Source organism: Luteibacter sp., from assembly GCF_036499525.1.
In the GTDB taxonomy this organism is placed as follows: Bacteria; Pseudomonadota; Gammaproteobacteria; order Xanthomonadales; family Rhodanobacteraceae; genus Luteibacter.
The window spans coordinates 29,259-51,079 of record NZ_DASYDO010000067.1 but is presented as its reverse complement, the minus strand read 5'-3'; the positions used below and the strand labels follow the sequence as shown (position 1 = coordinate 51,079).

At 65.9% G+C, this 21,821-nt stretch carries 17 protein-coding genes; 8 read left to right on the top strand and 9 right to left on the bottom strand.

Annotation, left to right across the window (positions count from 1 at the left end; all coding sequences use genetic code 11):
* Positions 1–94 precede the first annotated feature (94 nt).
* From ligA to VGM71_RS13395, 3 genes are read left to right on the top strand one after another with little or no spacing between them, the layout of a single operon-like run.
* The gene (gene ligA / locus VGM71_RS13405; protein ID WP_331545938.1) at positions 95–2,485 is read left to right on the top strand and encodes an NAD-dependent DNA ligase LigA; all 2,391 of its coding nucleotides are present in this window, start codon (positions 95–97) and stop codon (positions 2,483–2,485) included.
* The gene (gene epmA, locus VGM71_RS13400; protein WP_331545936.1) at positions 2,482–3,432 is read left to right on the top strand and encodes an EF-P lysine aminoacylase EpmA; all 951 of its coding nucleotides are present in this window, start codon (positions 2,482–2,484) and stop codon (positions 3,430–3,432) included. Before ligA ends, epmA begins: the two co-directional genes overlap by 4 nt.
* 2 nt (positions 3,433–3,434) lie before the next feature.
* Positions 3,435–3,824, top strand: coding sequence for a VOC family protein (locus tag VGM71_RS13395; protein ID WP_414675133.1), 390 nt, complete (start codon positions 3,435–3,437; stop codon positions 3,822–3,824).
* Positions 3,825–3,942: 118 nt separating this feature from the next.
* Here VGM71_RS13395 and VGM71_RS13390 read toward each other — a convergent pair whose 3' ends face one another.
* Complete coding sequence (locus VGM71_RS13390; protein WP_331545934.1) at positions 3,943–4,629, bottom strand: DUF2461 domain-containing protein; 687 nt, start codon at positions 4,627–4,629, stop codon at positions 3,943–3,945.
* Between the two features lie 10 nt (positions 4,630–4,639).
* Complete coding sequence (sbcB, locus tag VGM71_RS13385; RefSeq protein WP_331545932.1) at positions 4,640–6,064, bottom strand: exodeoxyribonuclease I; 1,425 nt, start codon at positions 6,062–6,064, stop codon at positions 4,640–4,642.
* A 60-nt stretch (positions 6,065–6,124) separates the two neighbouring features.
* Between sbcB and orn the strand changes: the two genes are divergently transcribed.
* The 4 genes from orn (at position 6,125) to VGM71_RS13365 (ending at position 10,205) form a co-directional block, all read left to right on the top strand.
* Positions 6,125–6,691, top strand: coding sequence for an oligoribonuclease (orn, locus tag VGM71_RS13380; RefSeq protein ID WP_331545930.1), 567 nt, complete (start codon positions 6,125–6,127; stop codon positions 6,689–6,691).
* 4 nt (positions 6,692–6,695) lie between these two features.
* Positions 6,696–7,601 carry a dihydropteroate synthase gene (gene folP, locus VGM71_RS13375; protein ID WP_331545928.1) on the top strand — a complete coding sequence of 302 codons (906 nt, stop codon included), beginning with the start codon at positions 6,696–6,698 and terminating at the stop codon, positions 7,599–7,601.
* Between the two features lie 246 nt (positions 7,602–7,847).
* Complete coding sequence (gene glmM / locus VGM71_RS13370; RefSeq protein ID WP_331545926.1) at positions 7,848–9,251, top strand: phosphoglucosamine mutase; 1,404 nt, start codon at positions 7,848–7,850, stop codon at positions 9,249–9,251.
* 18 nt (positions 9,252–9,269) lie between these two features.
* Entirely contained in the window at positions 9,270–10,205 is a 936-nt protein-coding gene (locus tag VGM71_RS13365; protein WP_331545924.1) for an isopenicillin N synthase family dioxygenase, read from the top strand.
* 201 nt (positions 10,206–10,406) lie between these two features.
* Here VGM71_RS13365 and VGM71_RS13360 read toward each other — a convergent pair whose 3' ends face one another.
* From VGM71_RS13360 to VGM71_RS13345, 4 genes are all read right to left on the bottom strand, one after another.
* On the bottom strand, positions 10,407–11,303 hold the full coding sequence (locus tag VGM71_RS13360; RefSeq protein ID WP_331545922.1) for a DMT family transporter: 897 nt from the start codon (positions 11,301–11,303) through the stop codon (positions 10,407–10,409).
* A gap of 177 nt (positions 11,304–11,480) precedes the next feature.
* Positions 11,481–13,631 carry an AsmA family protein gene (locus tag VGM71_RS13355; protein WP_331545920.1) on the bottom strand — a complete coding sequence of 717 codons (2,151 nt, stop codon included), beginning with the start codon at positions 13,629–13,631 and terminating at the stop codon, positions 11,481–11,483.
* A 151-nt stretch (positions 13,632–13,782) separates the two neighbouring features.
* Complete coding sequence (locus VGM71_RS13350; protein ID WP_331545918.1) at positions 13,783–14,385, bottom strand: PadR family transcriptional regulator; 603 nt, start codon at positions 14,383–14,385, stop codon at positions 13,783–13,785.
* Between the two features lie 201 nt (positions 14,386–14,586).
* A complete protein-coding gene (locus VGM71_RS13345) occupies positions 14,587–15,561 on the bottom strand; it encodes a thioredoxin family protein (protein WP_331545916.1) in 975 nt (324 codons plus the stop codon).
* A 116-nt stretch (positions 15,562–15,677) separates the two neighbouring features.
* Here VGM71_RS13345 and VGM71_RS13340 point away from each other — a divergent pair, with 116 nt between their 5' ends.
* Positions 15,678–17,195: a fumarate hydratase gene (locus VGM71_RS13340; protein ID WP_331545970.1), complete on the top strand. Its 1,518-nt coding sequence runs from the start codon at positions 15,678–15,680 to the stop codon at positions 17,193–17,195.
* A gap of 111 nt (positions 17,196–17,306) precedes the next feature.
* Here VGM71_RS13340 and VGM71_RS13335 read toward each other — a convergent pair whose 3' ends face one another.
* The 3 genes from VGM71_RS13335 to VGM71_RS13325 all read right to left on the bottom strand — a co-directional run bounded on the left by VGM71_RS13335 (position 17,307) and on the right by VGM71_RS13325 (position 21,688).
* Positions 17,307–18,389 (bottom strand): acetate/propionate family kinase, encoded by a 1,083-nt coding sequence (locus VGM71_RS13335; protein ID WP_331545914.1) that lies wholly within the window; start codon positions 18,387–18,389, stop codon positions 17,307–17,309.
* The gene (locus VGM71_RS13330; protein ID WP_331545912.1) at positions 18,386–20,752 is read right to left on the bottom strand and encodes a phosphoketolase family protein; all 2,367 of its coding nucleotides are present in this window, start codon (positions 20,750–20,752) and stop codon (positions 18,386–18,388) included. Before VGM71_RS13330 ends, VGM71_RS13335 begins: the two co-directional genes overlap by 4 nt.
* Before the next feature lie 87 nt (positions 20,753–20,839).
* Positions 20,840–21,688: a restriction endonuclease gene (locus VGM71_RS13325; protein ID WP_331545911.1), complete on the bottom strand. Its 849-nt coding sequence runs from the start codon at positions 21,686–21,688 to the stop codon at positions 20,840–20,842.
* Positions 21,689–21,821: the final 133 nt, after the last annotated feature.

Genomic DNA, 21,821 nt, shown 5'->3' with positions numbered 1-21,821 from the left:
GTGGATTATAGCGGATGGAATTCTTGCTTTTGCCGCGGCTTCGGCCGAGAGTTCAGGGTCGCGTCGGTCGAACTCACCATCACGGACCTTGCACATGCCCCAAGCCATCGCCCCCGTCGAAGCCATCGAGCGCGCACAGGTCCTGCGCCGCCGTATCGAGGATGCGAATTACCGCTACCACGTGCTTGACGATCCGGATATCGCGGACGCCGAGTACGACAGGCTCATGCGGGAACTGGAAGCACTGGAAGCGGAGTATACGGACCTCGCCAGCGACGATTCTCCGACGCGCCGGGTTGGCGCGCGTGCGCATGGCGGTTTTGCCGAGGTTGTGCACGCCGTGCCGATGCTTTCCCTTGGCAACGCGTTCGAGCAGGAAGGCGACACCGATCGTGAGAAATATCGTGAAGTAGCGGATTTCGAGCGCCGCATCGAACAGACGTTGGACCGCCGGCAACCGGTGTTCTCGGTGGAGCCGAAGCTTGACGGCCTGGCCATCAGCCTGCGCTACGAGAACGGCGTGTTCATGCAGGGCGCCACGCGTGGCGACGGCGCGGTGGGCGAGGACGTCACCGCCAACCTGCGCACGGTGAAGGCGATTCCGTTGCGCCTGCGTGGCGAAGGATGGCCGCGTGTGCTCGAGGTGCGCGGCGAGGTCATCATGCCGCGTGTCGCGTTCGAGGCGTTCAATGAGCGCGCCCGTGCCGCAGGCGAGAAGCCGCTGGCCAATCCGCGCAACGGGGCGGCGGGTTCGCTGCGCCAGCTCGATCCCGCGGTCACCGCGAAACGTCCGCTGGCCTTCTTCGCCTACGCAGTGGGTCGAGTCCAGGAGGGCGACCTGCCGGAGACGCATTCAGCCACGCTGGCGAAGCTGCGCGAGTGGGGCTTTCCGGTATCGCCCGAGGTCTCTACCGCGAAAGGTTTCGAGGGCCTGGTCGCGTACTACCGCCGGATCGGCGAGAAGCGCGACAGCTTGCCTTACGACATCGATGGCGTCGTCTACAAGCTCGACGACTACGAGGGCCAGGAAGAGATGGGCTTCGTGTCGCGCGCGCCGCGTTGGGCCCTTGCGCACAAATACCCGGCGCAGGAGCAGATGACCACGGTGGAGGGCATCGAGATCCAGATCGGCCGCACCGGCGCCGCCACGCCGGTGGCAAGGCTCACGCCCGTGCAGGTCGGTGGCGTCACCGTCACGAACGCCACGCTGCATAACGCCGACCAGATCGCACGCCTCGACGTGCGCATCGGCGATACCGTGATCGTGCGGCGTGCCGGCGATGTCATTCCCGAGGTCGCGCGCGTGGTAACGGAGCAGCGGCCGGCGAACACGGTGCCCTGGAAAATGCCGGCGACCTGTCCGGTGTGCGGCTCCGCACTGCTGCGCGAAGAGGGTGCCGCGGCTTATCGTTGCTCGGGCGGGCTCATTTGCGGTGCCCAGCGCAAGGAAGCCCTGATCCATTTCGCGTCGCGCCGCGCCATGGACATCGACGGCCTCGGCGACCGCTTCGTGGATGCCCTCGTGGAGTTCGACATGGTCCACACGCCGGCCGACCTCTACGGTCTTACCGTGGACAGCTTCGTGCGGATGAAGACGCTGGCCGACGAACGCGACGGTTCCACGCCGGAAACGGTGAGGCAGGGCAAGGTCGCCACGAAGTGGGCCGAGAACCTGGTGGCCTCCATCGAGGCAAGCAAGAAGAGCACCCTTCCGCGCTTCCTCTTCGCGCTGGGCATCATGCACATTGGCGAGAGCACCGCGAAGACGCTGGCCACATGGCTCGGCTCGCTCGCTGTCGTCCGCCGCACGCCCGCACCGGTGTTACGCGCGCTGCCCGATATCGGTGACGAGGTAGCGACCTCCATTGCCGCGTTCTTCGAGCAGGAAGGCAATGAAAAAGTGGTGGACGCGCTCCTGGCGGCGGGCATCGTGTTCGCGGACGAGGGCGCGCCGTCACCGAAACTGCGCGATCGCCTCGGCCTCGACGTGTTGCTTGAGGCCGCGAAGGTGTCGAAGCTTGGCCCGAAGAACACGGCCTTGCTCGCAAAGACATATAAGAGCGTGCACGAGATGGTTTCCGCCGGCGAACACAACTGGATCATCGCAGGCGTGCCGGCCGCGGCTGCGGCCAACCTGTGGGCGCACATCAGCGAGCCGGCGAACTATCGCAAGCTGACCAACGACTTCGTCGACATGGCCTGGCTACTCGACCAGCTACCCGCGAAAGCAGAAACGGCGCTTCCTTTGGAAGGGCACACCTATGTCATCACGGGAACCATGGAAACGCTGAAGCGCGACGACGCCACCGGGCGGCTCGAATCACTGGGTGCGAAGGTCGCGGGCTCGGTATCCAGGAAGACCACGGCCGTGTTCGCCGGTGACGCGGCAGGGTCCAAGCTTGACAAGGCGAACGAACTCGGCGTGCCGGTCTACACGGAGGCCGATCTCATCGCCCTGCTGGCCGAACACGGAGCAGCGCCATGAAAGACATCGAGCAGCTTCGCCTGCGCGCCGCCACGTATGGGCGGATTCGCCGTTTCTTCGCCGGTCGCGGCGTGCTTGAGGTGGAAACGCCGATCCTTTCCGCCGCGGGCAATACCGACCCGAATATCCGGAGCTTCAGCACGCAGTTCAGTGGCCACGTGGACGCCGGCGCACGCGAGCGCTGGATGCGTACCTCGCCCGAATTTCCGATGAAGCGCCTGCTCGCGGCGGGCATCGGGGACTGCTACGAACTGGGCCGCGTGTTCCGCGACGGGGAAGCGGGCGGCCGGCACAATCCCGAGTTCACCATGCTCGAGTGGTATCGCGTCGGCTGGGACGAGGCGAAGCTCGCGCGGGAGGTGATCGATCTGCTTGAAACCCTGCTGCTGGATGCTGGCCGCACTTTCGACGTCGTGGAGACGACCTACCGTGGCCTGTTCCACGACACGGTGGGCGTCGATCCGTTGACCGATCCGATCGAACGCATCGTCGCGCCCTTGTCCGACGCGGGTATCAACGCCGAAGGGCTGGAGCGCGACGACTGGCTCGACCTCCTGATGACCCATCGGATCCAGCCGGTGTTCCCAGTGGACCGGATCACCATCGTCTCGGATTACCCCGCAAGCCAGTGCGCGCTCGCGCGCATCCGCCAGGACGATCCACCGGTGGCTAAGCGCTTCGAGGCCTATGTAGGTCCGTATGAAGTGGCCAACGGCTATCACGAGCTCAACGATGCGGCGGAGCAACGCGAGCGCTTCGAACGCGACAACGTGAAGCGCCGCGCGCGCGGCATGCCGGAAATGCCTATCGACGAGAACCTGCTGGCCGTGCTGGACACCATGCCCGACTGTGCCGGCGTGGCGCTCGGCGTGGAGCGCCTGCTGATGGTGCTGTCGCGTACGGACGCGATCGCCGACGTGCTGGCCTTTCCGTTTTCCGAGGCCTGAGCATCGTGCTGGAAGCCATCCACCATGTGGCACTGATCTGCTCGGACTACGCGCGCTCCAAGGCGTTCTATACCGAGGTACTGGGTTTCAAGGTGATCCACGAGGCGTACCGCGAGGCGCGCGATTCGTGGAAGCTGGATCTCGAAGTGAGCCCCGGTGTGCAATTGGAACTGTTCTCGTTTCCGTCGCCGCCGAAGCGGCCCTCGCGGCCGGAAGCGCAGGGGCTTCGCCACCTGGCGTTCTCGGTGAGCGATATCGACGCGGTAGTGGCGACACTGACCTCGCGTGGGGTTGCGTGCGAGCCCATCCGCATCGACGAATACACCGGGCGGCGTTTTACCTTCTTCGCCGATCCGGACGATCTGCCGATCGAGCTTTACGAGCAGTCGTAGGAGCGCGCCCTGCGCGCGACAGCTTTTCGCGCCAGTGCTCAAGCTGGCGCGCCAACTTCAGGTCTCGGCCTCAAGACATGTCGCGCGCAGGGCGCGCTCCTACACGGCCGCTAGCGCCTCAGAACTCCAGTTCCTGGGCGGCACACAGGTAGTCCACCATCGGCGCCAGGCGCTTGAAGTTATCCATCACGAACGGCAGCAGTTCCGACGAACACGCAAGCGCTTCATCGAAATCCTGCCCGGCGGCAAAATTCTTCCGCTTCAAATCCTCGATCAACTCATGGGTCGCATCGAACCCGCGCGGTGGCCGCGTCAGGCTTTCACCCCGGAAGCTGAAACGCTCGACGAACGCCTTCGAATGCGTCGCGCGCTTCCACGCGCCCGGGTTGTCGGCCAGGAACTCGCGCAGTTTCTTCAGTACCGGCGGCTCCGGATGCCACATGCCACCGCCGACGAAGCATTCGCCCGGCTGGATGTGCAGGTAGAAACCCGGGGCCTGGATCTCGTGGCGACGCTCGTGGAAGAAACGCGAACCCTGCCAGCCCTTGTACGGCTGTTTGTCGTTCGCGAAGCGCGTATCGCGGTGGATGCGGTAGAGCGATCCGCCCACCTTGCGCGGGTCGGCGCGGAAGTGCGGGCTGATCTTCTGCAACGGCGCGGCAAGGTCGCCGATCAGCGCAAGGAACGGCTCGCGCACGTGGCGCTCGTAGTCGTCCTTGTGCTCGTGGAACCATTCGCGGTTGTTGTTGCGAACCAGTGATTTGAAGAAACGGAAAGTGGCGGGCGTGAAATAGGTCTTGGGCATCGTCGGGTGGTCAGCGCAGTTCCCGGCCCCACGCTTCCAGCGCGTCGAGCAGGGCGAGCGGAGCGCCGGGCAGGGCGCGCAAGGTGGCGAGTTCGGTGAAGTAGTCGTCGAGGGTCAGCGTGGTCAGCGGACCGTGATGGGTCAGCCGGTCGCTACGGAAGGCCTCCCAGCGCTCCTGTTCTTCCAGGCTGAGCGTCTGCGGCCAGTTCCGCGCCCGATAGCGGAACAGCAGCTCCGGGTAGCGCGGGTCGCGAAAGTTGAAAGCCCGGCTGCCCAGCTGTTCGGGCGGCGTGGCGCGCACGTCGGCCAGGAGGCGACGGTCGGCATCCGGCAGGAAGCCGCCGTAAAGCGCGAGTTCCGGGTCTTCGGCGGGCGGCAGGTCGCCCGCATGCGCGTAGACGCGGCGCAGCTTCTCGGCCAGGCCGCTGGCGTTCCGCAGCGCGCCCAGGTGCCGCTCCACCGTATCCATGTCCAGTCCGAGCCGGCCATGGTCCGCGTTCTTCAGCACGGACAAGGGCGCCAGTGCGGGCGCATGGTTGGCGCGGACGGTGCGCAGGGCGATCCGTTCCACGCCTTCGGGCAGGTCCGCGCGCGATGTGAAGACGCGGTCGGCGACGTCGCCGTCGGCCAGCGCGAGCAGGTCGGCCGGGTCCGCGGCCAGGTCGTATACGATGACTTCGCCCGCACGCGAAGGATGCGCGGCGAGCGGGACGATGACCGCGAGACAGTGCCGGCTGGCCGGATAGCGCGACGAGACGTGCACGACCGGGGTCATCGCCGCCACGTCCAGCAATTCGAACACCCGCTGCTTGCGACGCAGGGCGAAATACCACTCCCAGAGTTTCGGCTGCTTCTGGCGGATGAGCCGGGCCAGGGCGATCAGCGCTTCCACGTCGGAAAGCGCGTCGTGGGCACGGTCCTGCTTGAGGCCGTTCGCCCTGGCGAGGTGTTCCAGCTTGAAACTCGGCGTACCGTCCTCGCGGGTGGGCCAGACGATGCCTTCCGGGCGCAACGCCTGGCACATGCGCACCAGGTCGATGAGGTCCCAGCGCGAATTGCCGTTCTCCCATTCGCGCCCGTAAGGGTCGTAGAAATTGCGGTACAGGAGGTGCCGGGTGAATTCGTCGTCGAAGCGTAGCGAGTTGTAGCCGACGGTGCAGGTGCCGGGCAGGGCGATCTGCTCGTGGATCGCGGCGGCGAAATCGGCCTCCTTCAGCCCCTCGTGCTCGGTCAATTGCGGGACGATGCCGGTGATCAGGCAGGCGGCCGGCTGGGGCGGGGTGTCCCGCGGCGGCTTGCAGTAGATCATCAGGGGCTCGCCGACCACCTCGAGGTTGGCATCGGTGCGGATACCGGCGAACTGGCTGGGACGGTCGCGTCGCGGATCGGCGCCGAAGGTCTCGTAGTCGTGCCAGAAGAAGGTCGGTTCGGCCATGCCGGATATGATCTCACGATACCTGAACGTTGTAGACTTCTGTCACAGAAGGGAGCACCCATGATTGCCGCGAACGAAGACAACCTCATCTGGATCGACCTGGAAATGACCGGTCTGGATACGGACAACGATTCCATCCTCGAAATCGCCACCATCGTGACGGACAAGGATCTGAACGTGCTCGCCGAGGGACCGGCCTTCGCCATCTCGCACGCAGATATCCGCCTGCAGCAGATGGACGCCTGGAACCGCAACCAGCACATGCGCTCGGGTCTCTGGGGCCGCGCCGTGGAATCCGACACCTCGCCCGAGCAGGCCGAGGAGGCCACCATCGCCTTCCTGCGCGAGTGGGTGCCCGCGGGCAAGTCGCCCATGTGCGGCAACTCCATCTGCCAGGACCGCCGGTTCATGCACCGCGAGATGTCAAGGCTGGAACGTTACTTCCACTACCGCAACCTCGACGTATCCACGCTGAAGGAGCTCTCGCGGCGCTGGTCGCCGGAGGTCGCGCGCGGTTTCGCGAAGGATTCGGCGCATACGGCGCTGTCCGACATCCGCGACTCCATCGACGAACTGCGCTACTACCGCCGCTTCATGGGTGCGCTCGGCGGCCCGCAGCCCGGCTGAGCGCATGAACTTCGATGCTTTCGCCACCGTCCTCGACTGCAACGGCCGCGCGCTCACCCTCGACCGGCCACGCGTCATAGGCATCGTCAACGTCACGCCCGATTCGTTCTCCGACGGCGGCCGGCATGCTTCCCTGGAGGCGGCTTACGCCCATGCGATGACGCTGGCCGAGGAGGGTGCGGACATGCTCGACGTGGGCGGCGAATCCACGCGCCCGGGTGCCGACGAGGTCACGGTGGACGAGGAAATCCGCCGTATCGTCCCGCTGGTCGAGCGACTGGCCGCCGCCACGACGCTGCCCCTGTCCGTGGATACCTCCAAGCCCGAAGTGATGCGCGCGGCCGTCGGCGCGGGCGCGGGCATGATCAACGACGTGTACGCGCTGCGCCGCGATGGCGCGCTGGACACCGCCGCCGAACTGCGCGTACCGGTCTGCCTCGTGCACATGCAGGGCGAACCGCGGACGATGCAGGACGCACCGGACTACGACGACGTGGTCGGCGACGTCCACCGCTTCCTCACCGACCGCCTGTTCGCCTGTGAACTGGCGGGTATCGAGCGGCGCAGGGTGCTGGTCGATCCGGGCTTCGGCTTCGGCAAGAACCTGGAACACAACCTGGCCCTTCTGCGCGCCATGGCGCGCTTCGCGGAACTGGGCGCGGGTGCTTACGTGGGCGTGTCGCGCAAGGCGATGATCGCCACCCTCACGGGGCGCCAGGACAATGCCGCCCGGGTGCACGGCTCCGTCGCCGCCGCCCTGATCGCCGTGCAGCGCGGCGCCGTCATGGTCCGCGTGCACGACGTGGCCGCCACCGTCGATGCCCTGGCCGTGTGGGCCGCCGTCAAAGCGGGCGACACCGCCCCGCGCAACGACAAGCCCGCCATGCCGCGCTGGCCCGACGACGACTGAGCCGCCTACCTTGACCTACCTTGGGGTGGTCTACCTTGGGGTGTAGGAGCGCGCCGTGCGCGCGACAGCTTTTCGCGCCAGTCCCAAAGTCTGCGCGCCAGCTCCGGGTCACGGCCCCAAAACATGTCGTGCGCAGGGCGCGCTCCTACACCCGGAGGTAGGCAGCCTGGCTAGCGCATCGGGCCTATCCGGCTCGTTCACTGCGCCGGAGTATCATCTGCCGACATCGGAAGGAACGATAAGACCATGAGCGAACGCAAGTATTTCGGCACCGACGGCATCCGTGGCCACGTGGGGACCTACCCGATCAGTGCCGATTTCATCCTTCGCCTGGGCCGCGCCGCCGGTGCCGTCCTGGCCCGGAGGCGCGCCGCCGACCTGCGTGGGCCCGGGGGCGGCCCGGACCGTCGCGACCACAGCCGCAAGGTCATGGTGGTGATCGGCAAGGACACCCGGGTTTCCGGCTATATGTTCGAAGCCGCGCTTGAAGCCGGCCTGGTCGCCTCCGGCGCGAACGTGCGCCTGCTCGGCCCGATGCCCACGCCGGGCGTGGCCTACCTCACGCGCTCCCTGCGTGCGGACGCCGGCATCGTCATCAGCGCCTCGCACAACCCGCACCAGGACAACGGCATCAAGTTCTTCTCCAGCCAGGGCGAGAAACTCGACGACGAACTGGAAGCCGAGATCGAGGCCGAGCTCGAGGCTGACTTTGCCACGGTGGCTTCCGAGTCGCTGGGCAAGGCCAGCCGCGTGGACGACGCGGTCACCCGTTATGCCGAGTTCTGCAAATCCACCGTCTCGGACGATTTCTCCATCTCCGGCATGCGCCTCGTGCTGGACTGCGCCCACGGCGCCACCTATCAGGTCGCACCGAAAGTCTTCCGCGACCTCGGCGCCGAGGTATCCACCATCGGTACCGAACCGGACGGGCTCAACATCAACCGCGGTGTCGGTTCGACCGATCCGGAAGGTCTCGCCCGCGCCGTGGTCGAACGCGGCGCCGACCTCGGCATCGCCTTCGACGGCGATGGCGACCGCGTGCGCCTGGTGGACCGCGACGGCACGGTGACCGACGGCGACGACATGCTCTACGTCATCGCGCGCCACTGGAAGAAGCGGGCGTCGCTGCCGGGCCCCGTGGTCGGCACGCTGATGAGCAACTACGGTCTGCAGCGCGCGCTGAAGCAGCTGGACATCCCGTTCGTGCGCGCCAATGTCGGCGACCGCTATGTGTTGCAGCAGCTCAAGGAATACGGCGGCGTGCTTGGTGGCGAGACCTCCGGCCACGTGCTCTGCCTCGACCGCTTCACCACGGGTGACGGCATCGTCGCGGCGCTGGCCCTGCTGGAAGTGCTCGCGGATTCGGGCGAGACATTCGGCCAGGCCCGCGCCGACCTGGTCAAGCTGCCGCAGACCATGGTGAACGTGCGCGTACAGGGCGCCAAGGCCGCCCTGGGCACGGACACTGTCCGCCAGGCGCTGGCGGACGTGGAGGCCACGCTCGAAGGCCGTGGCCGCGTGGTACTGCGCGCCTCGGGCACGGAGCCGCTGGTGCGCGTCACCATCGAGGCCGCCGACGCCGTCGAGGTGGAACGGCTGGCGGGGCAACTGGCGGACGCCGTAAAATCGGCGGCCCAGGCCGCGGCCTGATCCCGCCCGAGACGATGCATGAAGAAGGTTCCCACCCTCGATATCCGCCGCTACGAAACCGATCGCGATGCCTTCGTGGCCGAGCTTGGGGCGGCGTACCGTGAATTCGGCTTCTGCGGCATCAGCGGCCATGGCATCCCCCAGGAGGCCATCGAGGGCGCTTACGACGCGTTCAAGCGCTTCTTCGCGCTGCCGGACGAAGTGAAGCGCAAGTACCACATCCCCGGCGGCGGTGGTGCTCGCGGCTACACGCCGTTCAAGGTGGAAACGGCGAAGGACAGCAAGTTCGCCGATCTCAAGGAGTTCTGGCACATCGGCCGCGAGATTCCGCGTGACTCTAAATTCGCCGGTGTGATGCCGCCGAACGCGTGGCCCACCGAAGTGCCCGGCTTCAGGGAAAACGGCTACGGCATCTACGAGGCGCTGGACCAACTCGGTGCCCGCGTTCTGCGCGCGCTGGCCCTGCATATCGACCTGCCGGAGCACTTCTTCGACGACAAGATCGATTCCGGCAATTCGATCCTCCGCCCGATCCACTACCCGCCGATTGAGCAGGCCGACGTGCCCAACGTACGCGCCGGAGCGCACGAGGACATCAACTTCATCACGCTTCTCGTGGGTGCCAGCGCGGCGGGCCTCGAAGTGCTGACGCGCGAAGGCGGGTGGCTGCCGATCACCACCGAGGGCGACGCCGTCGTGGTGAACATCGGCGACATGCTGCAGCGCCTGACCAACCACGTGTATCCGTCGACCACGCACCGCGTCACGAATCCGCAGGATGCGAATGCACGCAAGCCGCGCTACTCGGTGCCGTTCTTCCTGCACCCGAATCCGGATGTGGTACTGGATGTGCTTCCGTCCTGTGTCACGCCGGACAACCCGAAGCGTTATCCCGAGCCGATCACGGCGCATGAATACCTTCAGGAACGTCTGCGCGAAATCAAGCTGATCTGACATCACGTTTGCAGGTTTTTCACCGGGAGGGTCGGAGCATCGACCCTCCCGGTTCCGTTTCCGGAGACAGCAGTGAAATCTTCAAGCCCGCCTTCGCGAGCCCAGCGTTCGTCACCCCGTAAAAAGCCCGCCGGCCGCTCCCCGGCCCAACGCGCCCGCCGCGCCCGCACGATGCGGGCCCGCGGTCGCGCGTAAAAGGGATCACGGTGCGACGAGGTCCGCAGGCTCTGCCTTTTCACCCCGATGAAGCCACGGATGCGCGAACACCGCGATCAGGATGATCGCCACGCCCGCATAGAACGTCCAGCCCAGTTCACGCTGTTCGCCAAGCAGCGGAATGGCGAACACGATCGCGTACACCGGCTCCAGGTTTGTCACCATCTGCGTCGCGAAGGCGGAGAGGTAGCGCAAGGCCGCGAGGGCGAGCGCGAACGGCAGCAGGGTGCAGCCGTAGGCGAGCAGCAGGAGCAGCGCGCCGTCGCGCGTGCCGGGTATGACGAAGGCGGGCGAGGCGAAGAATGGCGCGAGCAAGGTAAGGAACAGCGTGCCGGTGCCGAGTTCGACGCAGGTGACCGTGAGTGCGTCCGAGCGGTCGATGAGCCGCTTGTTGAGTGCGCTGAAAAAGGCGACGAACAGTGCGGAGAGCACGCCCACGGCAAGGCCCAGTCGCATGCTGCCCGGCAGCCCGCCCGCGACCAGCGCCACACCGGGAATCACCGCCGCGCCGATCATCAGCTCGCGAGGATCGAAACGCCGCCCGGCCACCCAGGGCTCCACGATGGCCAGGAAGACGGGGCAGAGCGCGATGCACGTCGCGGCCACAGAGGCATTCGCGAGCTTGATCGCCCCGTAGAAGGTGAGCCAGTGCAGCGCCACGATCACGCCGATACCGGCATAGGACAGCAGCAGCCGCGGTGGCATCGCCCGCAGCCCACGCCACACCCGGGGTACGCAGAGCAGGGTGGCCGACACCAGCAACATGCGCCACCACACCAGCGGTAACGCGGGCAGGGCGATCAGCTTCCCGAGGATGGCGGTAAAGCCCCAGAGGAGGACGCAGAAGTGGATCTGTAGGTGGGCTTTGCGGGAAGGCGACATGGCGCGAAGCTTGCCCGATTGCGCGGTCCTTTTCACGGACCTCGTGGGATGCCGCGCCCTCGTAGGAGCGCGCCTGCGCGCGACAGCCTTTGGGGCCGAGCCTAGGAGCTGTCGCCCAAGGCCTGGGCCTGAGTCGAAAGGCTGTCGCGCGCAGGGCGCGCTCCTACAACCTCGATGCTAGCTTTTGCTGGTCTTCCCGGCCGGTGGGGCTTTCGGCGGAGTTCTACGCAGGTCTTCCAGCAATGGCTGGCACTGGGTCGCGTCGGCTTTGCCGCTTTCCGGTACGGCCAGCGCAGCCAGGGCCGCCACCGGCGCCGCGAAGACGGCCAATGCCACGGCTCCGCCACCGCGCAGGATCAGCGGACCCGCATGCACTCCCACCGCCGGATTCTTCATCGTCCCGTGCACGTACAACGGCGAACGCAGCGAGAAGAGCCGGAAGCCCTTGGTGTGCGGAACGATGTCCAGGTTGAGCTTTTCCTCACGGAAGTCGATATTGCCGCTGACATTGATCAGCGCCTTTTCCGTATCGAAGGCGAATAGCTTCGACTCCATCACGCCGTGGGTGGCCACGAGATCCGCCGCCATGCAGTTGATCTTCACCACCTCGTCGCCGAAGAGTTTGTTCACCGCGTAGCTGCCCACGTTGAGGCCGGCCAGTTCCAGCAGCGAACTGCTGATCGCGCCGTCGTTGATGAGCAACTTCACCTCGCCATTGGAACTGCCCAGCAGTGCGGCCGGCGAATTGCCGGTGGCGGTGAGGGAGGCGTCGCCGTTGAGCTCGCCGAAGCTCGTCTGCATCGGCGCGAAGGTGGGGAACAACTCCTTCAGTTTCAGGTGGCGAGCGCCGAGGTTGAAGCCGCCCTTCATCGGCGTCGCCGAACCGTCCAGGCGGATGTTGCTGCCTACCGTGCCGCCGGCCACGCCGAACTTCAGCGGGTCGAGCGTCAGCACACCGTCCTTCATGAGGAGGTGCGTGGACAGATTGTCGATCGGCAGGCGTTCGCCGTGCACGATCTTTACGCCAGTGAAGCGCACATCGGCGTCCATGGCGTTCCAGCGGTCTGTCTTGAACGGCTCCACGGGCAGCACCTTGTCGGCGGGCTGCTTCGTGACATCGCCGCGTTCGGCCTTCTCCTCGTTGGAGCCGCCGCCCACGAGGGGCGCCAGATCGCTGAAGAGCAGCTGATTCGACTTCAGGGTGCCGGTGAGGCCGGGGCGCTTGCCATGGGTATCGAAGACCAGGCTGCCGCCGAGATCGCTGCCGCCCACGCGGCCGGTGAAGTTCTCATAGGTGTAGACGCTGGCACCTTTCCTGAGGTTCGCCTTGAGGCGCCCCTCGGTGGCAAAGGGCGGCGTGTCCGGCAGGGTGATGCCGGTCAGGTCGTAGAGGTGCGACATGCTCGTGCCGGAGAACCATAGGCGCACGTCCAGCGCACCCATGTTCAGCGGATCGGTGAGGGTGCCCACGAAGGCGATATGCGTGTCCCCGAAGCGGGCGTCCGCCTGCACCGGGAACGGGCGGTTGCCGTCGCGCAGTGCCAGGACGCCGCCCGTGCGGGCTTTGGCCGAGACGGTGGATTTCTTGTATGTGCCCTTCGCATCCCAGGCAAAGTAATAAACCTGCTTCTTCCTGATCTCGTCCTGCCGGTCCTTCTCGCCGGCGTCGCTCTTTGCCAGGGTCTTCGCGCTGGCGCCCGTGGTCTTCTTCGCCTGCGCGCGAGCGTCCTTCTCCTGTTCCGCAAGGATCTGGTCGAAGGGAATGCCCTTGCCCAGCGGCGTCACGTCGATCCCCATGGCGATCTGGTTCATGGCATCGGAAAAGTCGATGTGGCCCTTGTCGAAGGCGATGGCGTTGAGCTCGAGTTGCCATTCGGAAGGACCGGTGCTTTCGGGGAGCTTGAAGGTCCAGGTGTTGTCGCCGTTCTTCTGCCGTTGCAACGATATCCGCGGCTGGCCCAAACGGATCTCCGGCACCACGATGCGATGCGCGATGAGTGGGAACGGCGACAGCCGGAACTGGATCGAATCGAGGGTGGCGAACTGCTTGTCCCTGGCCCAGTCCGGATTGGCCACGGTAATGTCGCGTGCGGTGAAATGTGGCCAGGGGACGATGCTTGCCAGCCCGCCTTCGCCCGGTTCCCGCGACCAGTGCGCGGAAAGGTCGCCGTTGATGGCGAAGGGCCTCCCGATGGCCTCCGATACGTTCTCGTTGATGGTGGGCTTCAGCCTGTTCCAATCGAAGAAGGCGATGAACAGCACGATCGCCACGATCAGCAGGAGCAGAATGCCAAGAGCCCAAGCCAGTATTTTCCTGCCGCGCCGCATCGTGCCGCCTCCTATCCGGGAACGCACGTCTAGGGGTAACGCGCTGGACGGCAAGGTTATGTGTTCATGAAGCGGTTGGCATTAAGCGAGGTGGAGCTTCCGTGAGGAGCCGCCTCGTTTGGTGGGAGCTGACCGATCGCATGGCGCTCGCTCATCCCTGGCGCTCCGCGACCGCGCGGGCAGTGGCTTCGATCAGCTTCGCCACGCGACGCACTTCATCATCGTCCCAGCCCTTGTGGTGGTTCATGAGCTGGTGCTTCAGCGCATGCATGGCATCGCGGATGGGATGGGGCACGCTCATCCGGCGCATGTGCCGTGACATCACCTGCAGGCGTTCGGTGAGCGCCTCGAGGCTGTCGCGGTTCTCGGCGAGAAAGGCGCGGCCGGCGTCAGTGATGGCATAGAGCTTCTTGCCGCCGGTCTCGGCCTCGACGCGGGCGTAGCCCAGTTCCTCGAGCATGGTGAGGGTGGGGTAGATGGCGCCGGGGCTGGGGCTGTACTGGCCGTCGAACATCTCCTCGATGGTTCGGATCAGCTCATAGCCGTGGCGCGGCTGCTCCTCGATCAGGGCCAGCAGGAGCAGGCGCAGGTCGCCGGTGCCGAACATGCGGCCGCCGAACCGGCCGCCGCCGCGGCCGCCACGCATGCCTTCACGGTCGTCGAAGCCGAACGGGCCGCCGCCGAAGCGGGCGCCACGGCCCACGGCCTGCATGTGATCCTGGAAGCCATGGCGGGCATGGTGGAAAAAGTGCATGGGCGCTCTCCGATATATCGTACGTAGTGGTCGTACGATATATCTTAAGAAACACTCTTTACAACCCCGGCGTAGGAGCGCGCCCTGCGCGCGACAGGTTTTCGCCCCTGTTCCCAGCTGGCGCGCCAGCTCCGGGGGCACGGCCTCAGAAGCTGTCGCGCGCAAGGCGCGCTCCTACCGCGCAAGGCGCGCTACATGGCCTTAGCCGAAGGTGAAGGTGAACGCGTGGAAATTCGCCTTCGGCACGCGGATCGTCAGCACGTGGTCCTTGTAGTCCTGGCCGCTGTAGAGCGTGTACAGCATGGATTTCTGCACCGTCACCGGGGCCAGCGGCTTGCCGTCCAGCAGGACCTCGACGGTCACCGGGTCGTTGGCGCTGGCCACCATGTGCACCTTCTTCGCCTTGAAATGCAGGCGAATCTCGCCGGTGGGGCCGACCAGGCTCGCGTTCTGGCGGCCGATTTCCCAGCGGCCCACCAGCGCGAAGCGGTTGAGGTCGAGGCGGGAGGGGGCGGTGAAGTCGCGCGTACCCGAGCGATTGCCTTCCGGGCTGGCGTTGTTCTGGCCGCGGTCGCTGCCGAAATACATCTCCGGGGAGCCCAGCTGGCTGAAGTCAGGGGCGTCCTTGTCCGCCCCCTGCGCGCCGGCGTCCGTCAACCGGGGCAGGCCGAGCAGCGTGCGGATGGCGTTCTCCATCTCCATGTAGTTGCCTTCGCCGAAGTGGTGGGCGATGACATTGCCGCGCTGGTCCACCAGGTATTCCGCGGGCCAGTAGTGGTTGTCCCAGGCATCCCAGGTGGCCAGGTCGTTGTCCTGCGCCACCGGGTAATGGATGCCATAGCGGGCGATGGCGTCGCGAACGTTGCCTTCCTGTTTCTCGAACGGGAATTCCGGCGAGTGCACGCCCACCACCACCAGGCCCTTGTCCTTGTACTGGTCGTACCAGCGGGTGACGTGGGGCAGGGTACGCAGGCAGTTGATGCAGGAATAGGCCCAGAAATCGATCAGCACGACCTTGCCGCGCAGCTGGCGCATGGTCAGCGGCTTGGAATTCTGCCAGGCGGCGATGCCGGCGAACTCCGGCGCGGTCTGGGCGGCGGCGGCCGGGAGCGCCATGCCCACCGCCGTGACGGCGAGGACGCAGGCGAGGAAGGCGTTGCGGAACGAGTGGCGCATGGAAACTCCGGGTTCTCGGGGGTGCCGGAAGAAGACCGGCCCTCACGGCGGCACCTTACACCGGCCCGGTGCGCTAAAATTGGCGTTTGCCAGCCTCGCGAGCCAGCCGTAGCGTCATGACCTCGATCAAGCAGGATGACCTCATCACCAGCGTCGCCGACGCCCTCCAGTACATCTCGTACTACCACCCGGTGGACTACATCCGGAACCTCTCTGCCGCTTACGAGCGCGAAGAGTCCCCGGCGGCGAAGGATGCCATCGCGCAGATCCTCATCAACTCGCGCATGTGCGCCGAGGGTCATCGCCCGATCTGCCAGGACACCGGCATCGTCACCGTGTTCCTCAAGGTGGGCATGAACGTGCGCTGGGACGATGCCACGATGGGCGTCGAGGACATGGTGAACGAGGGCGTGCGCCGCGCCTACAACCACCCGGACAACAAGCTGCGCGCCTCGGTGCTCGCGGATCCGGCAGGCAAGCGCATGAACACGCGCGACAACACGCCGGCGGTGGTCAACGTGTCCATCGTCCCGGGCGACAAGGTCGACGTGATCGTCGCCGCCAAGGGCGGCGGTTCGGAGGCGAAGTCGAAGTTCGCCATGCTCAATCCTTCCGATTCCATCGTGGACTGGGTGCTGAAGACCGTCCCGACGATGGGCGCCGGCTGGTGCCCGCCGGGCATGCTCGGCATCGGCATCGGCGGTACCGCCGAGAAGGCGATGCTGCTGGCGAAGGAAGCGCTGATGGAGCCGATCGACATCGTCGACCTGATCGCGCGCGGTCCGTCGAACCGCGCCGAGGAACTGCGCCTGGAGTTGTACGAGAAGGTCAACGCGCTGGGTATCGGAGCACAGGGCCTGGGCGGCCTCACCACCGTGCTCGACATCAAGGTCAAGGATTACCCTACCCACGCGGCCAACCTGCCGGTGGCGATGATCCCTAACTGCGCCGCCACCCGCCACGCGCACTTCGTGCTCGACGGTTCCGGCCCGGTCGCGCTCGATCCGCCGTCGCTGGAAGACTGGCCGAAGCTCACCTACGACGCCTCCAAGGGACGCCGCGTGAACCTCGACACGATCACGCGCGAGGAAGTGCAGGACTGGAAGCCCGGCGAGACCATCCTGCTCAACGGCAAATTGCTCACGGGCCGCGACGCCGCGCACAAGCGCATGATCGACATGCTCAACCGGGGCGAGACGCTGCCGGTGGATTTCACCAATCGCTTCATTTACTACGTGGGTCCGGTGGATCCGGTGCGCGACGAGGTCGTCGGCCCCGCCGGTCCGACCACCGCCACGCGCATGGACAAATTCACGCGGCAGATGCTTGAGTCCACCGGGTTGCTGGGCATGGTCGGCAAGTCCGAGCGCGGCCCCACCGCGATCGAGGCCATTCGCGACAACAAGGCCGTGTACCTCATGGCCGTGGGCGGCTCGGCATACCTCGTTTCGAAGGCGATCAAGGCTTCGCGCGTGCTCGCGTTCGAGGACCTTGGCATGGAGGCGATCTACGAGTTCGAGGTGAAGGACATGCCGGTGACGGTGGCGGTCGACAGCGCCGGCACGTCGGTGCACGAGACGGGGCCGAAGGAGTGGCGCTCGAAGATCGGCAAGATCCCGGTGGTTGTGGTCTGACCAGCCACCCGTAGGAGCGCGCCCTGCGCGCGACAGCTTTTCGCGATGAGCAACAGGTCCTGCCACGTGATCGCGAAATGCTGTCGCGCGCAGGGCGCGCTCCTACAGTGGTCAATGAGATGCCAGGCGCCAGGTGTGCCTCGCGATCTGTGCGTCTTCTTCGGTGGGGATCACGCGTACCTCGAACGATCCCATCCAGCGCAATCCATCGACGATCGCGTTCCGCGTCACCGCATCGTTCTCACCGATGCCGCCGGTGAACACCAGCAGGTCGATGCCGCCCAGCGAGGCCGCCATCGCGGCCACATGCTTCCGCGCCACATGCACGAACACGTCCTGCGCCAGGCGAGAGGCCTCGTTCCCCATCGTATGCAGCTTGCGCATGTCGCTGGTTCCGCCCGAGAGGCCCTTCAACCCGGACTCGCGATCCACCAGCACCTCGAGCCGCTTCGCGTCGTAACCGCGCTCGCGCATCAGGTACAGCAGCACACCGGGATCCAGGTCGCCCGGCCGCGTGCCCATGACGATGCCGCCGGTCGGCGTCAGCCCCATCGTCGTATCCACGGATTTGCCGCGATGCACTGCGCACAAACTGGCGCCGTTGCCAAGGTGCGCGACGACGACGCGCTCCGGTATCGCATCGCCCAGCTGCCGCACGATCGATTCGTAGGACAGGCCATGGAAGCCATAACGCTCGATGCCGCCCTCGCGCAGGTCCGCCGGAAGGGGCAATGTCTTTGCCACTGCCGGCAAGGTGGCGTGGAAAGCCGTGTCGAAACAGGCGACCTGCGGAACATCGGGGAACGCTTCCTGCGCGCGTTTCACCATCGCGACGGCGATCGGTACATGCAAGGGCGCGAATGCCTTCGCTTCCTCCAGGTGTGCCATCAACGCATCGTCGATCCGCGCGTGCGCCCGGATTCTCGGTCCGCCATGGACGATGCGGTGGCCGACGGCGTCGGGTCTCGGCAACGATCGCTTGTGGAGGGCGTCCACGACCGTCGCGATCGGATCGGCGGCGGCACTGGCGGCATCGGCTTGCGCGGCCAGTAACTCCTCGCAGACATTGTCTGTCACGCGGTACAGGCCGTACTTCAACGACGACGACCCGGCGTTGAGTGCGAGGACATGTCCGGGCGCGGTCATACGCCGCCCCCAATCAGCGACCGCCGCGCCACGGGCAGTGGGACTCATGCGGCTTCCCCGGCCTTCCATTGCCAGTTGCGAATATCCGGCAGGTCCTGCCCGTGCTCGCTCACGTACAGCTTGTGCCGTTCGATGTCGGCCCAGTAACGCTGTGCCGCTTTCTCGCGCTGGTCCGCGAGACGCGGAATGCGGTTGATCGCGTCTAGCGCCAGTTGGAAGCGATCCATGTTGTTCAGCACCATCATGTCCAACGCCGTCGTGGTGGTGCCTTCTTCCTTGTAGCCGCGTACATGGATGTTGTCGTGGTTGCGGCGACGGTAAGTGAGCTTATGAACGATGCCCGGGTAGCCGTGGAAGGCAAAGATCACCGGGCGATCCCTGGTGAACAGGTCGTCGAAGCGATCGTCGTCCATGCCGTGCGGGTGTTCTTCCGGCGGCTCCAGTGTCATGAGGTCCACCACGTTGACGACGCGAATACGAATGTCCGGCACGTATTCGCGCAGGAGCATCACCGCTGCCAGTACTTCAACCGTGGGCGCGTCGCCGGCGCAGGCCATCACCACGTCGGGGTCGTCGCCGCCACGGCCCGCCCATTCCCAGATACCGGCGCCGGCCGCGCAATGGCGCATGGCGCTTTCCATGTCCAGCCACTGCCAGTCCGGCTGTTTGCCGGCGACGATCACGTTCACGTAGTGCCTGCTGCGCAGGCAATGGTCGGCTACCGAGAGCAGGCAGTTCGCGTCCGGTGGCAGGTAGATGCACACGATCTCCGACTTCTTGTTGGCCACGTGGTCGATGAAGCCCGGATCCTGATGCGAGAAGCCGTTGTGGTCCTGGTGCCACACGTGGGAGCTCAACAGGTAATTGAGTGAGGCGATGGGCGGCCGCCAGGACATCTTTCGAGTTACTTTCAGCCACTTGGCGTGCTGGTTGAACATCGAATCGATGATATGGATGAAGGCTTCGTAGCAGGAGAAGAAGCCATGGCGACCGGTGAGCAGGTAGCCCTCCAGCCAGCCCTGGCACTGGTGCTCGCTCAGCACTTCCATCACGCGTCCGGCGGGCGAGAGGTCCTCGTCGACGGCTTCCGTCCTGGCCAGCCACGTCTTGCCACTCGCCTCATAGACCGCCTCGAGCCGGTTGGAGGCTGTCTCGTCGGGGCCGAACAGCCGGAAGGCCTCCATGTTCCGGCGCATCACCTCACGCAGGAACCGGCCGAGCACACGGGTGGCCTCGGCCTTGTGATCGCCCGGCGCTTTCACGTCCTCGGCAAAATCGCGGTAATGCGGCATGTGCAGAGGCTTCAGCAACAGGCCGCCGTTGGCGTGCGGGTTCATGCCCATGCGGCGGCGGCCCTTCGGCGCCAGTGACGCGAACTCCTCGCGGAAGCGGCCGTTCTCGGCGAAAAGTTCTTCCGGCTCGTAGCTCTTCATCCACTGCTCGAGGATGGCCAGGTGCCCGTCGTTTTCGAATTTAGCGATGGGTACCTGGTGTGCGCGCCATGTACCTTCCACGGGCTTGCCGTCGACTTCCTTCGGGCCGGTCCAGCCCTTGGGGCTGCGCAGCACGATCATCGGCCAGCGCGGCCGCTTCGCATTTTCGGCGCTGCCGGTACGCGCTGCCTGCTGGATGCGCGCGATCTCGTCCAGGCAATGATCGAGCGCAGTAGCGAAGGCCTGGTGCATCGGCTCGAATTCGTGGCCTTCCACGAAGTGCGGCTCGTAGCCGTAACCGCGCATGAGGTCGCGCAATTCGTCCGGTTCGATGCGCGCAAGGACGGTGGGGTTGGCGATCTTGAAGCCGTTGAGGTGGAGGATGGGCAGCACGGCACCGTCGCGTGCCGGATTGAGGAATTTGTTCGAATGCCACCCCGTCGCGAGCGCACCCGTTTCTGCCTCGCCGTCACCCACGATGCACGCCACGACCAGTTCGGGATTGTCGAAGGCCGCGCCGAACGCGTGCGACAGCGAATAACCGAGTTCGCCGCCTTCGTGGATGGAGCCGGGCGTTTCCGGCGCCACGTGGCTGGGAATGCCGTACGGCCACGAGAACTGGCGGAACAATTCGCGCATACCCGAGGCGCTTCGGTCGAGGTGAGGATAGATCTCGGTGTACGAGCCTTCGAGGTAGGTGTGCGCGACGAGGCCGGGACCGCCATGGCCGGGGCCCGCGATGTAGATCATGTCGAGGTCGCGTTCGACGATCGCGCGGTTGAGGTGGGTGTAGATGAAGTTAAGGCCCGTTGTCGTGCCCCAGTGGCCGAGCAGGCGGTGCTTGATGTGCTCCTTGCGCAGCGGTTCCTTGAGCAGCGGGTTGTCGCGGAGGTAGATCTGTCCGACGGTGAGGTAGTTGGCGGCACGCCAGTACGCGTGCATGCGGCGAAGGAGGTTGGGCGCGAGCGTCTCGGTCATGTGGGAGTCCAGCCGACAGGGTCGCCCTTCAGCGTATGACCGGCGGTATCCGGGTGGCGTGAAAGAATCGCCCGCGAATGGGGTGCTTCAGTCGGACGAGCCCACTTCGCGCGTGTTGTGCTCCATGACCTTCATGGCGTCTTCGGACTGGCGGCGCGAATCACGCGCCTTCGACTCGGTGGCCTCACGCAAGCGCGCCCGCTCCGCCAGTTCCTTCGAGAGCGACGGTTCCGTCGTGGACGTGGCCACAGGAGCGGCAGCGGGTACCGCAGCGGACGCCGGCGTAACGGGCGGCGGTACCGCGACTGGCGGCATGACATGGACCGCGTCGTCAGGAGCAGGCTCGGCCACGGGTTCGGTATGCCGGGACATGGCGTGCCAGACGAAGAGGCCGAGCAGGACGGCGATGATCGTGACGAGGAGCAGCGGCACGAGGCGCGAACCCGTGCTGTCCGAACGTCGGCGCTGCCTGCCGGCCTTGCGCGACGCGACAGTGGGCAAGGCTACGCCGGGAATCGAGGTATCCAGGTGATCCGGCAGCTTGAGCATCACGCGCAGTACATCGCCGTCGATCAGCTGCAGGCGCGGCTGGCGCCGTGGCACGGCGCGGGCCTCGGCACTGTAGTGACCCCGGGTGACCAGCACGCCGCGCGTGGCCGCTTCGTTGAGCATGGTGCCGAGGAGTTCGTTCACTTCATGCAACTGCACTTCCGCCGCGTCCCAGTGCTTGCACTGGACGATGACGGTCTCATGGCCGCGATGGAGCCGGAGATCCAGGGCGCCTTCGAGTTGCTTCAGCGACGCCGGGGGCGAGTGGTATTCCACCCGCCAGCCCTGGTCACGGTAGTGTTCGGCGAGCAGGTGCTCGAAGTCGTGCCAGCCGAGCCGTGCGAGTGCGTCCGTGCCGGGGGGCGAAGGCGTTCGCGACGAAAACATCGATCTGTGGTACCTGCCGGGGTGGACCGCAATGATACCGTCTCGGACTGTCGATCAGAACACGCTTTTCACATACGTGACGATTGCCGGCCCGCCCGCCCTCCCGGTACATTGGGCGATTGTGTTCGGGGAA